The organism is Bradyrhizobium sp. USDA 3315, from assembly GCF_054056795.1.
On the sequence record NZ_JBSRYP010000001.1, the window covers coordinates 3,728,225 to 3,743,043 of the forward strand.

The window sequence follows — 14,819 nt, forward strand, 5'->3', positions numbered from 1 at the left end:
GCGGTGCTACGCCGCGTGCACCGAGTGCTGTGGGTTGCGATCGAGCAGTGCGGAGATCTCGCTGCCTGACATCGGCCGCCCGATCAGATAGCCCTGGACCTCATCGCAACTGGTCTGGCGCAGATATTCGAGCTGATCCGCGGTCTCGACGCCTTCGGCCACCACGCCGATCCGAAGCTCCTGCGCGAGGCCGATCACCGATTTGACGATCGCGGCGCAATCCGGCTGGGTCAGCATGTCCCGGATGAAGGATTGATCGATCTTGATGCGGCTGAACGGCAGCTTGCGCAAATAGGTCAGCGACGAGAAGCCGGTGCCGAAATCGTCGAGCGCGACCGTCAGGCCGAGCTCGAGCAGCGCGTGCAGGATCGCGGGCGCCGATCCGTATTTCGAGATCAGCATCGACTCGGTGATCTCGATCTCGAGACGGTTCGGCGCGACGTTCGCCTCGGCCAGCGCGTCGACGATCGTCTGCAGGATGCCGACGTTCTGGAACTGGACCGCGGAGAAATTGACTGCGATCCGGATGTCGTCCGGCCAGCGCGACAGCATCGTGCAGGCGCGGCGGATCACCCACTCGCCGAGCTGGTGGATCAGTCCGCTTTCCTCGGCGATCGGGATGAAGACGGTCGGCGGGATCAGGCCGCGCGTCGGATGCTGCCAGCGCAGCAGGGCCTCGAAGCCGGTGACGCGGCCTTTGCGGATGTCGAGAAACGGCTGGTAGACCAGAAACAGCTCGTCCGCCTCGATCGCGTGCTCGAGATCCCGCTGCAGGGCACGGCGGTCGCGCGCCGACCGGTCGTCGCTGGCCTCGAAGAAGCAGATGGTGCCGGGCGCGGATTTCTTCGCCCGGTAAAGCGCGATGTCGACATGCTTGAGCAGGTCGTGGGACGTGCTGCCGTCCCGCGGCGCCAGCACGATGCCGATGCTGATCGTCCGGTTGACCTCCAGCCCATCGATCGGGAACGGCTCGGCAAAGGCCGCGACGAACCGTTCGGCGATCGCCAGCGCGTCCTCGGGCCGCGTCAGATTCGACATGATCAGCGCGAACTCGTCGCCGCCGATCCGTGCGACATGTTCGGCCGCGCGCGTGCAGCGCTGCAGCCGGGCGGCCACCTGCACCAGGAACTCGTCGCCTGCCGGATGGCCGAACCTGTCGTTGACCTCCTTGAAGCGATCGAGATCGAGCAGCAGCACCGCGAATTCCTCGCCCGACCGCGCCAGCCGGTTCAGTGCGCCGTTGAGCGCTTCATTGAAGGCGACGCGGTTCGGCAGATGCGTCAGCGGATCCTGCCTCACCGTCCGTTCGGCCTCGTGCTGGGCGATGATCCGGCGCCTGAACTCGAACGCGTTGACGAACACGCCGCGCAGCAGCACCGAACCGTAGACCAGCACCAGCACGGCCATCAGGAGGTAGACGAAATCGCCGTCCCGGCCGAGGCAGATCGCGGTGCCGACGAAGATCGGCGCGGTGAACGCAATCGCGGCGATCGGGATGGTGGAGAATGCGAAGGCGCCGCCGGCCAGCATTCCGGCGCACAGGCAGGTGATGACGAGCTGGGCGCCGCTCGATGCGTTCGCGAAGAAGGCGACGGGGACGACGCCCCAGGCCGTCCCGAGCGCCAGCGCATTGCGCACTAGCCGGTACATGGTTCGGCGCGACACGAATTGCGGCTTGGCGATGCGGCGCGATGCCCGCGCCTGCAGGCCGAAGAACAGCGCCGCGCTGCCCACGGCGGCCGCCCACACCAGCGCAAAGGCCCAGTCCGGCGATTGCCACAGCGCAATCGCGAGCACCAGCGCGTTGCAGGCGTTGGCCAGCAAGATGCCGAAGGAATAGCCGAGCACCAGCGAGACCTGTTCGGCGCGGATGTGGCCGGCAAGCGCTTCATCCGCCGGTGGTGCACCGAAGGCCGCGAGGTCGCCCGCGAACAGGGTCGCGAAATATGATCTCAGATGGGTACACATCACTACGTTGCCTGCCCGGTTTGGCCATGGCGCCGTGGCGAAGAATTCTCTGCAAACCTTTGACAAACTATGAACTATTGGAACGGACCGTGCCGCGGCGGGCCGCTCCTTCGGTTCCACCGGCGGGCATTGCTAACAAATCGATACAAATGCGTGACGCGAGGTCACGGAGCGGCAAAGCCGGCCTGGCGCCGCGCTGCTTGATCCCCCGCGGGTTTTTCGCAATGAGTCGGGTTCCCGCGAACGGCAAAAACCAGAAGGTGCGCATGAGCCTCCCGACCACGAACCACGATCCCGGGTTCCGGATCACGCGGGCCAGCCATGTCGTCCTGACCGTGCGTGATCTCGCGGCGAGCCGGCAGTTCTACGAAAAGGTGATCGGGCTGATCCTGACCGCGGAGGAGGGCGGCGCACTCTATTTCCGCGGCGTCGAGGAGGCCTGTCATCACAGCCTTGTGTTGCGCAAAGGCGAGAGCGCCGCCTGCGCGCGGCTCGGCCTGCGGGTCTTTCAGGACGGTGACCTCGACCGGCTCAAGGCCATCTTCGAAGCGCAGGGATGCCGGGCCGCCTGGGCCGAAGTGCCGCATCAGGGCCGCACCCTGCATGCGACCGATCCGGCCGGCACGCCGCTGGAGTTCTGCGCGACCATGCCGGTCGAGCCGCGCATGATCACCAAATTCACCCGCCATGCCGGTGGCTCGGCGCTGCGGCTCGATCACTACCAGGTGCTGACGCCGGAGCTGCGCAAGGCGTGCGAGTTCTACACCGCGGCAGGGTTTCGGCTCAGCGAATACATCGCGCCGGTGGGCACATTCGATCTGCGCGGCGTATTCCTGCAGCGCAAGGGCAATCCGCACGACATCGTGTTCTTCAACGGCGCCGGACCGCGGCTGCATCATTTCGCGTTCCTCGCACCCGAGGTTCATCATCTGCTCAACGCCTGCGATGTCGCCGGCGAGCTCGGCTATGGCGCGGCCGTCGAACGCGGCCCCGGGCGTCACGGGCCGGGACACGCGATGTATGTCTACATGCGCGATCCCGACGGGCATCGCGTCGAGCTGTTCAACACCCACTACCAGATCATGGACATCGAGAACGAGCCGGTCGGCTGGGATCCGTCCGACCACACGATCGCGTTCCCGTCGGGACTGCCGGCGCGGCAGGCCTGGTTCGAGGAGGCGACGCCGTTCGATGGTGTCGCGATCCGCGAGCCGCAAATGAAGCCGAAGCCGCTGACGCTCGAGAGCTACCTCGCGAAGTAGCATGTCATTGTCAGCCGATAATCCCATCCATGACGCGGCCATCGTCGGCCTCGGGCCGGTCGGTGCCATCTTCGCCAATCTACTCGCGAAATCCGGCTTGAGGGTCGCCATCGTCGAGCGCATTGCCGACATCTACGACAAGCCGCGCGCGATCACGCTCGACCACGAGGCGCTGCGCGTGCTGCAGGCGATCGGGCTCGGCGATTTCATGGAGCAGGCGATCGCCCCGCATAACGGCTCGCACTACCTCGGCGTCGACGGCGAGATCATCAAGATCTTCGATCCGATGCCGCCGCCGTTTCCGCTCGGCTGGATTCCGAACGTGACCTTCGTGCAGCCGGACGTCGAGCAGGCGCTGCGCGACAAGCTCGCCGACTATCCGCATGCCGACATTTTCCTTGCGGCCACGGGCGTGGCGCTGCAGCAGGACGATGGCGCGGTGATGCTGACGGCGCGCCGCGAGTCCGGCGAGGAGTTCCTGATCCGCGCGCGCTATCTGGTCGGCTGCGACGGCGCCAACAGCTTCGTCCGCAAGCAGCTCGGCATCGGCCTCGACGACCTCGCCTTCGATGAATGGTGGATGGTGGTCGACACGCTGACCAACGATCCCGCCAGGCGGCCGGCCAGGAGTTTTCAGTATTGCTGGCCGTCGCGTCCCGGCACCTTCGTGCCGGGCCCGCGCAATTTGCGGCGCTGGGAGATCAAGTTGCTGCCCGGCGAGGATCCCGAGGCGGCCGGCGCGCCCGACAACGTCGTGAAGCTGCTCAAGGGTTTCACCGATATCTCGGACCTGACGATCTGGCGCTCGGCGGTCTATCGCTTTCACGCGCTGCTCGGCCGGCGCTGGCGCGACCGCCGCGTGCTGCTGATGGGCGATGCCGTACACCAGACGCCGCCGTTCCTCGGGCAAGGGCTGTGCGCCGGTATCCGCGATGCGGTGAACCTGGCCTGGAAGTTGCGGCTGGTTCTTCGCGGCGACGCCGGCGATGCGCTGCTCGACAGTTACGAGATCGAGCGCAAGCCGCATGTCCGCGCCGTGGTCGCCAGCGCCAAGGAATTCGGCAAGATCATCGGCGAGCTCGATCCGGTGGCCGCCGTCGAACGCGACATGCGGCTGCGCGCCGACCTGAAGGCCGGCAAGGCCGAAACCATCAGGCAGAAATTCATCCCCGATCTCGTCTCCGGCCTGATCGCGCGCGATGCTGCGCTTGCCGGGCGGCTGTTCGTGCAGCCGCATGTCCGCGCGCCGGATGGGCGGACGTGCCGGCTCGACGATCTGCTGCAGCTGGAATTCGCGATCGTGACGACGGCGGCGGAGCGGATGGTGTGGCTGTCGGATGCGTCCGCTGCCGCCTGGCAGCGTCTGTCAGGCGAGCGCGTCGTCATCGCCACATCAGGCGAAAGTCGCGATACCAACGGAATGCTGACCGTGATCGAACGCGACAGTTTGTTCGCGGACTGGATGCGGCAGCATGACTCCGCAGCCGTCATCGTGCGGCCGGACCGCTACGTCTTCGGCGCCGCGCGCAATGCCGGCGAGCTCAGTATGCTTGTCGGGCAACTGCTCCAGAACCTCAGCGCAGGGCACTAGTCTTTTCAAGGCTGCGCTTTGTCTGTACCACCGGAAGAAAGAAATTCCGGGGGAAACCAGTGAACAACAATAGCGATGCGGCGGAGTATGATTACGTCATCGTCGGTGCCGGCTCGGCCGGTTGCGTGCTCGCCAACCGCCTGAGCGCTGACGGCAAGCACTCGGTGCTGCTGCTCGAGGCCGGCCCGAAGGACAGCAACATCTGGATCCATGTGCCGCTCGGCTACGGCAAGCTGTTCAAGGAAAAATCCGTCAACTGGATGTACCAGACCGAGCCCGAGCCGGGCCTGAACGGGCGGCAGGTGTTCCAGCCGCGCGGCAAGGTGCTCGGCGGCTCCAGCTCGATCAACGGCCTGCTCTATGTGCGCGGCCAGCATGAGGACTATGACCGCTGGCGCCAGCGCGGCAATGCCGGCTGGGGCTATGACGACGTCCTGCCCTATTTCCGGAAGGCGGAAGATCAGCAGCGTGGCTCCAACACCTATCACGGCGCCGGCGGCCCGCTGCCGGTGTCGGATTGGCGGCATCATGATCCGCTGTCGGAGGCCTTCGTGTATGCCGCAGCCGAGGTCGGGATTCCCACCAATCCGGATTTCAACGGCGCGACCCAGGAGGGCGCGGGCTTCTTCCAGACCACGACGCGGCGCGGCCGGCGCGCCTCGACGGCGCGGTCCTATCTGCGGCCGGCGTTGACGCGCGGCAATCTTCATGTCGAGACCTCGGCGCTGGCGCAGCGCATCCTGTTCGACGGCAAGCGCGCGAGCGGCGTCGCCTACAAGCAGAACGGGCAATTGCGCAAGGCCAAGGCGCGCAGGGAGGTGCTGGTATCGAGCGGTGCGTACAACTCGCCGCAATTGTTGCAGCTCTCCGGCGTCGGCCCTGCCGATCTGTTGAAGCAGCACGGCATCGACATCGTGCTCGATGCGCCCGGCGTCGGCAACGACCTGCAGGACCACATGCAGGTCCGCATCGTCACGCGCTGCGCGCAGACCGTCACGCTGAACGACGTCATCAATCATCCCGTGCGCCGCGTCATGGCGGGCCTCCGCTACGCCGCGCTGCGCAAGGGGCCGCTGACGATCGCCGCCGGCACCTCGGGCGCGTTCTTCAAGACCAGCCCGCGGCTTGCCTCGCCCGACATCCAGATCCACTTCCTGCCGTTCTCGACCGACAAGATGGGCGAGCAGCTGCATCCGTTCTCGGGCTTCACGGCCTCGGTCTGCCAGCTGCGTCCGGAGAGCCGCGGTTCGCTGAAGATCAGGAGCGCGGACCCGGGCGTGCCGCCGGAAATCCGCATCAACTATCTGGCGACCGAGACCGATCGCCGCGCCTTCATCGACGGCATCCGTATCCTGCGCAAGATCCTGGCGGCACCGGCGCTGAAATCCTATTCAGTGGGCGAGGTCGATCCCGGCGCCAAGGTGGTCAGCGACGACGACCTGCTCGATTTCTGCCGGCGCACCGGCAGCACGGTCTATCATCCGACCTCGACCTGCCGGATGGGCAACGATCCGCTCGCGGTGGTCGACCAGCGGCTCAAGGTGCGCGGCATCGAAGGTCTGCGCGTGGTCGATGCGTCCGTCATGCCGGACCTGATGTCGGGCAACACCAATGCGCCGACGATCATGATCGCGGAGAAAGCGTCGGACATGATCCTGGAGGATGCGAGGTAGGACGCCATCCGTCATCCTGAGGAGCGCGTAGCGCGTCTCGAAGGATGCACGGCCCCGGTCTGACGGCTCGGAAAGCTCCGGGCCGTCGCCCCTTCGAGACGCGCGCAAGAGCGCGCTCCTCAGGGTGACGGTGATAGAGTGGGCGACTGGACGTCAGCCCTTATACGCGCGCACCCGTGCGACCATCTGCTCGACATGGGCGATCGGCGTCTCGGGGAGGATGCCGTGGCCGAGATTGAAGATCATCCGTCCCTTGCCGAAGTTCTCCAGCACATCGTCCACCGCGCGGTCGAGCGCGGCGCCGCCGGCAATCAGGGCCAGCGGATCGAGATTGCCCTGCACCGCGACCCGGCTCTGCACGCGCTCGCGGATCATCGACGGCTCGGTGGCCCAATCGATCGAGACCGCATCGACGCCGGTTTGCTCGACATAGGCCGGCAGCATGCCTGCCGCGCCGCGCGGGAAGCCGATGATCCTGGCATCGGGGACCTGCTTGCGCACCCCGGCCACGATGCGCCGGGTCGGCTCGATCGCCCAGCGGGTGAACTCGCGCGGCGGCAGCACGCCGGCCCAAGTGTCGAAGATCTGCAGGCAGTCGGCACCGGCCTTCAACTGGCCGACGAGATAGTGGATCGAGTTCTCGACCAGCACGTCGATGATCTTGGCGAACGCATCCGGATGGCGGTAGGCAAGCATCCGCGCGGGTGCCTGGTCCGGCGTGCCCTGTCCGGCCACCATGTAGGTCGCGACCGTCCACGGCGCGCCGCAGAAGCCGATCAGCGCAATCTCGGGGGCGAGTTCGCGACGAACGCGGCGCAACGCTTCAAACACCGGCTCGAGCTGGTCGAAGTTGGCATGGGTCGAGAGCGTCGCGATTTCGCCGGGCGTTGCCAGCGGATCGAGCCGCGGTCCTTCGCCGGCCTCGAAGCGCACCGAGCGGCCGAGCGCGTAGGGGATTACCAGGATGTCGGAGAAGATGATCGCGGCGTCGAAGTTGAACCGGCGGATCGGCTGCAGCGTGACCTCGGCGGCGAATTCGGGCGTGAAGCAGAGATCGAGGAAGCCGCCGGCCTTGGCGCGCAGCTCGCGATATTCCGGCAGATAGCGGCCGGCCTGCCGCATCATCCAGAGCGGCGGCACGGCCTGGCGGTGGCCCGACAGCACGTCGATGAGCGGCTTCTTGGTGGGATCCTGGGGCACGCGGATAGTTCCTGATCACGGTCAAATTTGCGCCCCTGATACACGCTGCAGCGCAATGGGCCAAGGCGGTTCTGGAACCCCCCTTTGCGCGGCCGCGTTGTCCCCCGAATGGAGGGACGACATGGCCGACAAATTCGATCCTGCCCCGCACGACAAGCATGCCGAGAAGCCGCACGAGGCGCAGGCTGCCGACCGCAAGGCCCGCACCCGGCTGAAGGAGGGGCTCGAGGATACCTTCCCGGCCTCCGATCCGGTCAGCGCCACGCAGCCCGCGCCGTCGAAGCACGACGGCAATCGGGACAATTAGCTGGTATATCCCAGCGGCTGCTAACCACGATGCCATATGAGCTCCACATGCGGCGAACTATTCGCCGCGGAGCGGTGGCTCGGAGCGACCGGGCCCGTCCGCGCACCGTGATCGCCGGGATAATCTAGACGGGGCCGCTTGCGGGGCGCTGCATCCGGTCAGATTCGAAGGTCACGCCGAGCCGCCGCTCCAGACGCCAGGCCACAATGCAGTGCCGCCGGATCGGTTCGCTCTCGATCTCGAGGTCGAACGCGAGCGGGATTGCGACGTCGCTTTCCACGGCGAGCCCCGCGCCGCCGGTCGAGAGGTTGAGCACAAGACATCCGACACTGGTGTTGCGGAAGAAGATCGTCCCGCGCTTCAGCAGGATCGTTCGTTGGCTGTCGGTCTTGTATCTTATCGTTGTGCTCACCGTAGTCTCCTACGCCCGATGTGATGCCCGTCGCGATCGGTCCCCTCAAGCGCGATGGTCGCGCTTTCGCTTCTTGTTCGAGCATGATCTCCGCGCAAACGCTTTGCGTTTGTCGCGAGGGAAAACCGCTTCGCACGTTTCCGGACCATGCTCTAGTTCACCAGCACGGCGCCATCGCAGCGGATGCCCAGCACCCAAACATCGACCTGACCGAGCCCGATGCCGAGCGTCGCGAGCAGCGACGCCAGCACCTGATCGACTGAACTCGTCACGCCGTTCAGGATGCTCATGACGAGCGCCCCCAATCCGGGGATCGGCAGCCCGAGCGGGCCGAGATTGATGGTCAGCGAGAGGTCGCCGAGCAGACTTCCTGTCAGCGATGAAAGGAAGTTGGTCGTCGTCACCGTCTTCTTGGTGCCCGACTGGATGTCGCTGTAACTGAAATTGACATTGGTCGGCGTGGTGTTGCCCATGCCGGCATGGGCGAGGCCGGTGACGGTGGCGAGACCAAGGTTGACCAGTATCGCCGGCGGCGGATTGGGCTTGGTCGTGAAGTTGGTCATGTCGGCGATCGTGACGTTGCCGATCCATGCATCCACGATCCCAGGCGTCACGCCGATCGTGACCTGCGAGGTGTTGATGTTGGGGTGGCCGCAGGACACCGCGTTGAGTGTCGCGGTGCCCGAGGCGACCTCGACATAGACCGGGAGATTGATCGCAGACACGGTGCCGGAGCCGAGAACATTGATGGTCGCCAGGATCCTGGTCTGCGCGGTGTGAACGCTCACACCCTGGGTGCCGATCGCGATCCAGCTCGAGCCGACCGGTCGCTCGCCGATCGTTGCGATCACGGAGACGTTGGCAATGCCCGGCAGCCCGAGATTGATCGAGGTCGCGATCTGATGGTTGCCGTTGGCGATCTGCGCCACCGTGGAAATCAGGTCGAACACCGAAACACTGGCGCCCACCTTGGGTTTCTGCCCCACCGTGAGATTGGCGAAGGGACCGAGGTCGACCAGCGTGCCCGGCGAAATCTTGGTGGTGGAGCCGGTGACGGCCTGGGAGATCGTCGACAGCGCTGTGGTCGCCGCGTTGGCGCCGTTGGTGATCTGCTGGGTGGTCAGCGCGGACGCGACGATGTCGCCGACCTTGATGTTGCTGCTCAGCAGGTCGCTATAGGTGACGCCGGTCAGATTGACCCGGGTCGCCAGTGCCGACAGGAAGTCCAGTGCGTCGATCTTCGCGCTGATCAGCGCATTGTAGTCCATCACCGAAAGCGACAGCGTGGTGCCGAGCATCGAGCCGAGCAGCGCATTGAGCGCGCCGCCGTTGACCGACAGCAGCCTCGACCCGATCGCGAACGAGGCCATCTCGGTCGATGTCGCGGTGGCGGTCGTCTTGATGGTGAAGCTGCTCGCGCCGGTGAGGTAGCGCGCGAAGTAGAGCGGGGTCTGGGTGTTCAGCGTGACCCGCGCGGCGTTGGGAGTGCCGACCGCCGGGGTCACGAAACGGGCCTGCGGCGCGATGGCGCTGTTTGCGGTGTAGGTTCCTGTCTCGACCTTGACCAGCGCACTGGCCGGGTACTTGTTCTGCGTCACCGTCGCGGTGGCGGCGTTGACCGGATTGTTCAGGTTGGCGGCGGCGACGATCGCGGCGAGATCGGCGGTGCTCTGCGTCTTGCGCCGGTCGGCGAAGATCGTGCCGAGATCGATGGCGAGCCCGGCGCACCCGATCAGGAGCGTCATCAGGCCGGCGCTGATCATCGCGAAGTTTCCTCGTTCGTCGGCGCCAAAGCGCCGCATCAGCATGAGGACGCCTCTCATCCTAGAATCCCCCGTACTGAATCGCCGCGGAGCGGACGATGGTGCTCGCCGGGGCGGGGACGAAGGGCAGCTTGTAGATGAAGTTGCCGGCCGCGTTGTAGTTGACCGTCACGACGTAGACGTTGGCATTCGATGGAGACGGCGCGGCATTGACCGTGAGATTGCCGGGGACGAGCAATGGATAGGTCGACGCGTTGGCGGTGACGTAGCTCGTCGCGAGGCTGTTGCGTTCGGTGTCGGTCATTCCCGCGATGGATGACCGCGCCGCTTCGGCGGCGAGTTGCTGAACGCCATGCACCATGGCGAGATACGAGCCGAAGACGATGATGCCGAAAATGAAGGCAAGAAACAGCGGCAGCATCAGCGCGAATTCGACGGCGGACGCACCGCTTCGGCAGCGAAAAAAACTGGTCATTGCAACACACCTCGAAACGCCAACGACGACGTCACGTTGCGAGGCTTTGATTAAGGAAAACTATGAAAACGCTTTCACGAATCAGCGGCCGCAATTCAGACTTATCGGGTCAGTGAAGCGTTATGGGGCGATCAGAATATTTGATGCGATACCCGCAAAAACCCGGGGTGTGGTGCGGTTGAGGTGCTGCAGCGTGTGGAGATGTAGTTGTTGGATACCGTGATATGCGGAGCAATGCACGTAACAATACATATGGCCTGCAATATCAGTGCCTTGGCGGGTAATTGTGGCTAAACGAAAGTGCAACCAAATGTTAGTATAGCCTGATGACATACTGTGGAGATTGGAATTGCGTCCCGTGCTGAGACTGGAGGGCTCGCGATGCATAGACCGCGTCAGCATTTGAATATTCCTACTGAAATCGTTCGCACCGTCGTTGCGATCGCGGAGACAGGCAGCCTGTCGAAAGCCGGGGAGCGTCTCGGCCTCAGCCAGCCGGCGATCAGTTCGCAGGTCAAGCGCCTGCAAAGCCTGATTGGTGGCGCACTCTTCGTCAGAACCGCAAACGGCACCACGACCACCGAGCTCGGCAAGGTCGCCGTGCAGCAGGCGAGGCGCATCCTCGAAGCCAACGATCAACTGCTTCGGCTCGGCGGCAATCATGAAGGACCCCAGCCGTTGCGGCTGGGAATCAGCACGATGCTCGCGGAGGAATTCCTGAAGCTGCATCCCTCCGATGCACTCGCCGACGTTCTGCTGCACGCCGACATGTCACCGGCCGTCATCAGGGGGGTGATCGACGGCTACATCGACATCGCGTTCGTCTACAGCAACCCTTCGCAGGAGAACGAAGACGAGGTGACGATCGCCGCCGAAGCCGAGGAGCGGTCGGTGTGGGTGCGATCGCGCGATTTTGTGCTGCGGCCGGGCGCCCCGATCCCGATCCTGGCCTGGCCAGGTGACGACTGGATGATCCGGACGCTCACCAAGCACAACATCACGTACAAGATCGTGTTCAGGAGCCCGAACCACCAGCTGCGACTGGAAGCCGCCCGGGCCGGGTACGGCCTGACGGCGTGCCCCGAGCGGATGATCCCGTCCTCGCTGATCTCGGCGAAGGACTATTATCTTCCGGAGCTTCCGTTGCAGAAGCGCCTGCTGTGCGTTCGCCCTGGTCTCGAAGGCAGCCGCGCCACGGCGATGGTGCAGCGGTTGTCCAGCCTGTTCTTCAGCGGCGCGAAGCCGATGCGTCAGGTGAGCAACATGTAGCCGGTGCTGCCGCGGTCCGGCGGCACCGATCAATAGTGCGGTGGGCGTTCGTTGGCGGGGCCGGGCGCCTGGCGTTCGGCCTCCTGAAGCCGGTCGCGCAACTCGGCGATCTGGCGCGTCAGCGCGTCGATCTGCTTCCATTGTGCCGTGATGGTCTGGTTCAGCGTCTCGATGGTTTCGTCCTGATAGGTCAGGCGAACCTCCAGCGCCTCGATCCGCTCGCTCAGCTTGGCCGTGTCATTCATGGACGGCAGCCTCGCAGGGGGCAGCCGCGCGCTCCGCGTCGCTCGAACGCGCTCCCGCGCGCTCGCGCAGGCCGTGGCCGAGCGCGACACGCTCGTCGAACACAAAACAGTCGCCGCGCCAGCGGCTGTCCTGCTGCGGCGTTTCCTCGAGATATTTCAGGATGCCGCCCTTGAGGTGATAGACCTCGGCAAAACCTTGCGCGAGCAGATAGGCGCTGGCCTTCTCGCAGCGGATGCCGCCGGTGCAGAACATCGCAATCCTGCGGTGCTTAGCCGGATCGAGGTGCCGCGCCGCAAATTCCTTGAATTGTCCAAAGCTCGCGATCCTCGGATCCACCGCGCCTTCGAACGTGCCCATCGCGACCTCGAACGCGTTGCGGGTATCGAGCACCATGATGTCAGGCGCGGCGATCAGCTCGTTCCAGTCGGCGGCATCGACATAGGTGCCGACCTGCCGCGTCGGATCGACCGTGGTGTCGCCGAGCGTGACGATCTCCCTTTTCAGCCGCACCTTGAGCCGCTGGAATGGCATCTGCGCCGCTTCGGAGAACTTCAGCTCGAGATTGTCGAGGCGGCCGCCGAACAGTGCTCCGTGCCTGAGCTCCGCAACGAAGTCATCGATGCCTTGGTCGGTGCCGGCAATGGTGCCGTTGATGCCCTCATGCGCGAGCAGCACGCTGCCCTTGAGATCGAGCCCGGCGCAGAACGCGCGCAGCGGCTCGCGCAGCGCGCGGAAGTCCGGCAGCGCGGCGAACTGGTAGAAGGCGGCGACCTTGAAGGGCATCGCCGGGGTTTATCAGGCCGGCCAGGCCGGCGAAACCCGCAAAGCCATGCATTGTCGGGATAATTCCCCTGGCATGCCAGGCATTGCTCAGCCGGGGATGAGTGTGCCATGTACTTTGTACTCCCTTGGCATCATCCGCCGCAGCCGCATCAGACCATCACGATCAAGCGAGCACTCCGTTATGAGGAATTTCCATTTCGCCGGCCGTTCCACGGTCCACGCCCAGAACGCGATGGTGGCGACGTCGCATCCGGAAGCGGCGCTCGCGGCCATCGAGGTGATGCGCGAGGGCGGCACGGCCGCCGACGCGGCGGTTGCAGCCTGTGCGCTGCTCGGCGTCATCGAGCCGCAATCGACCGGCATCGGCGGCGACTGCTTCGCGCTGATCCAGCCGAGGGGGGAAGGCAAGATCACCGCCTACAACGGCAGCGGCCGGGCGCCGATGGCGGCGACCGCCGACTGGTATCTCGAGCGCAAGATCCATTCGGTGCCGCTGACCTCGGCACATGCGGTCAGCATTCCCGGCGCGGTCGATGCCTGGGACGTGATCCTGAAGGACCACGGCAAGTTCGGCTTCGACCGGCTGCTGCAGCCCGCGATCAAGGCCGCCGAAGAGGGCTACGTGGTCGCGCCGCGCATCGCCTTCGACTGGAAGAACGGCTTCGAGAAGCTGAAGAACGGCACCAACACCGAGCGCTATCTGTTGCCGCACGGCAGGCCCGCGGTTGCCGGCGACGTGATCCGCCAGCCCGAGCTCGGCAAGACGCTGCGCGCGATCGCGCAAAAGGGCCGCGACGCCTTCTATAGCGGCGAGATCGCCGCCGACATGGTCGACACGCTGCGCGGCATCGGCGGCCTGCACACGCTCGAGGACTTCGCCGCGCACTCGACCGAGGCGACCTCGCCGATCGGCACGATGTACAAGGGCTACGACGTCTGGCAGTGCCCGCCGAACGGCCCCGGCATCACCATGCTGGTCATGCTCAACATCCTGTCGCGCTTCGACCTGACCAAGTTCAAGCCGCTCAGCATCGAGCGCTTCCATCTCGAGGCCGAGGCGGCACGCATCGCCTACATGATGCGCGAGCAGCATATCGGCGATCCCCAGCACGTGCATGTCGACGTTGCCGGCATCCTCGCCAGGGAATTCGCCGAAGAGCACATCAAGAACATCCGGATGGACCGGCTGCTCGAACTGCCGAACGTCGCGCCGCCGATGAATCCGTCGACGGTCTACATCACGGTGGTCGACAAGGATCGCAACGTCTGCTCGTTCATCAATTCGATCGCGCATTCGTTCGGCTCGGCGATCGTCTCCAACAAGACCGGCGTCCTGCTGCAGAACCGCGCCGGCGGCTTCCGCATCCAGCCCGGACATCCGAATTGCATCGCACCGGGCAAGCGTCCGCTGCACACCATCATCCCGGCGCTGGTCACCAGGAACGGCCGCGCGCTGATGCCGTACGGCGTGATGGGCGGGCAGTACCAGCCGGTCGGCCAGACCCGTGTGCTGACCAACATGCTCGACTATGGCTGCGACATTCAGGAAGCCATCGATATGCCGCGCGGCCTGCACTACGAAGGCGTCTACCAGCTCGAGGACTCTGTGCCGGCGGAGATCGTCGAAGGCCTGAAGAAGATCGGTCACAAGACCACCAGCGTGGTCGCGCCGCTCGGCGGCGGGCAGGGCATCTGGATCGATTGGGACAAGGGGACGCTGACGGGCGGCTCCGACCCGCGCAAGGACGGCTGCGCGCTCGGCTACTGATTGTCGCGGGCGATCAGGGGTCGGCGGAAACAAGGTGTTGTCGCGGGGATGGTGCTAGTCCTGCCCCGCGGAAGCCCGTCACCGGCATCACCTACTCATATC

At 65.2% G+C, this 14,819-nt stretch carries 13 protein-coding genes; 6 read left to right on the forward strand and 7 right to left on the reverse strand.

Annotated features, from left to right (window positions below; all coding sequences use genetic code 11):
* Window positions 1-6: 6 nt before the first annotated feature.
* On the reverse strand, window positions 7-1,968 hold the full coding sequence (locus ACVIYL_RS17135) for a putative bifunctional diguanylate cyclase/phosphodiesterase (RefSeq protein WP_456779241.1): 1,962 nt from the start codon (window positions 1,966-1,968) through the stop codon (window positions 7-9).
* Between the two features lie 266 nt (window positions 1,969-2,234).
* Here ACVIYL_RS17135 and ACVIYL_RS17140 point away from each other — a divergent pair, with 266 nt between their 5' ends.
* Genes ACVIYL_RS17140 through ACVIYL_RS17150 form a run of 3 tightly spaced genes read left to right on the forward strand, consistent with a single transcriptional unit; the run spans window position 2,235 to window position 6,494 of the window.
* Entirely contained in the window at window positions 2,235-3,230 is a 996-nt protein-coding gene (locus tag ACVIYL_RS17140; protein WP_456779242.1) for a VOC family protein, read from the forward strand.
* Window position 3,231: 1 nt separating this feature from the next.
* The gene (mhpA, locus tag ACVIYL_RS17145) at window positions 3,232-4,821 is read left to right on the forward strand and encodes a bifunctional 3-(3-hydroxy-phenyl)propionate/3-hydroxycinnamic acid hydroxylase MhpA (RefSeq protein WP_456779243.1); all 1,590 of its coding nucleotides are present in this window, start codon (window positions 3,232-3,234) and stop codon (window positions 4,819-4,821) included.
* Window positions 4,822-4,880: 59 nt separating this feature from the next.
* Complete coding sequence (locus ACVIYL_RS17150; protein ID WP_456779244.1) at window positions 4,881-6,494, forward strand: GMC family oxidoreductase; 1,614 nt, start codon at window positions 4,881-4,883, stop codon at window positions 6,492-6,494.
* A 153-nt stretch (window positions 6,495-6,647) separates the two neighbouring features.
* Here the strand turns inward: ACVIYL_RS17150 and hemE are convergent, their stop codons facing one another.
* Window positions 6,648-7,694 carry a uroporphyrinogen decarboxylase gene (hemE, locus tag ACVIYL_RS17155; RefSeq protein ID WP_456779245.1) on the reverse strand — a complete coding sequence of 349 codons (1,047 nt, stop codon included), beginning with the start codon at window positions 7,692-7,694 and terminating at the stop codon, window positions 6,648-6,650.
* 121 nt (window positions 7,695-7,815) lie between these two features.
* On the opposite strand from hemE, the gene ACVIYL_RS17160 reads away from it, so the two are divergent.
* Complete coding sequence (locus tag ACVIYL_RS17160; protein ID WP_028333252.1) at window positions 7,816-8,001, forward strand: hypothetical protein; 186 nt, start codon at window positions 7,816-7,818, stop codon at window positions 7,999-8,001.
* Between the two features lie 124 nt (window positions 8,002-8,125).
* Here the strand turns inward: ACVIYL_RS17160 and ACVIYL_RS17165 are convergent, their stop codons facing one another.
* The 3 genes from ACVIYL_RS17165 to ACVIYL_RS17175 form a co-directional block, all read right to left on the reverse strand.
* On the reverse strand, window positions 8,126-8,413 hold the full coding sequence (locus ACVIYL_RS17165) for a PilZ domain-containing protein (RefSeq protein WP_456779246.1): 288 nt from the start codon (window positions 8,411-8,413) through the stop codon (window positions 8,126-8,128).
* Between the two features lie 152 nt (window positions 8,414-8,565).
* Window positions 8,566-10,236 carry a pilus assembly protein TadG-related protein gene (locus ACVIYL_RS17170; protein WP_456779247.1) on the reverse strand — a complete coding sequence of 557 codons (1,671 nt, stop codon included), beginning with the start codon at window positions 10,234-10,236 and terminating at the stop codon, window positions 8,566-8,568.
* A gap of 1 nt (window position 10,237) precedes the next feature.
* A complete protein-coding gene (locus tag ACVIYL_RS17175; protein WP_057016934.1) occupies window positions 10,238-10,651 on the reverse strand; it encodes a TadE/TadG family type IV pilus assembly protein in 414 nt (137 codons plus the stop codon).
* Window positions 10,652-11,032: 381 nt separating this feature from the next.
* Here ACVIYL_RS17175 and ACVIYL_RS17180 point away from each other — a divergent pair, with 381 nt between their 5' ends.
* Window positions 11,033-11,920, forward strand: a complete 888-nt coding sequence (locus tag ACVIYL_RS17180) for a LysR family transcriptional regulator (protein WP_229189553.1) — start codon at window positions 11,033-11,035, stop codon at window positions 11,918-11,920.
* 29 nt (window positions 11,921-11,949) lie between these two features.
* Here the strand turns inward: ACVIYL_RS17180 and ACVIYL_RS17185 are convergent, their stop codons facing one another.
* Both ACVIYL_RS17185 and trhO read right to left on the reverse strand, forming a co-directional pair.
* Window positions 11,950-12,165: a SlyX family protein gene (locus ACVIYL_RS17185; protein WP_076826095.1), complete on the reverse strand. Its 216-nt coding sequence runs from the start codon at window positions 12,163-12,165 to the stop codon at window positions 11,950-11,952.
* A complete protein-coding gene (gene trhO, locus ACVIYL_RS17190) occupies window positions 12,158-12,949 on the reverse strand; it encodes an oxygen-dependent tRNA uridine(34) hydroxylase TrhO (protein ID WP_456779248.1) in 792 nt (263 codons plus the stop codon). The genes ACVIYL_RS17185 and trhO overlap by 8 nt, the downstream gene beginning before the upstream one ends.
* Before the next feature lie 181 nt (window positions 12,950-13,130).
* On the opposite strand from trhO, the gene ggt reads away from it, so the two are divergent.
* Window positions 13,131-14,717: a gamma-glutamyltransferase gene (ggt, locus tag ACVIYL_RS17195; protein WP_076826098.1), complete on the forward strand. Its 1,587-nt coding sequence runs from the start codon at window positions 13,131-13,133 to the stop codon at window positions 14,715-14,717.
* Window positions 14,718-14,819 lie beyond the last annotated feature (102 nt).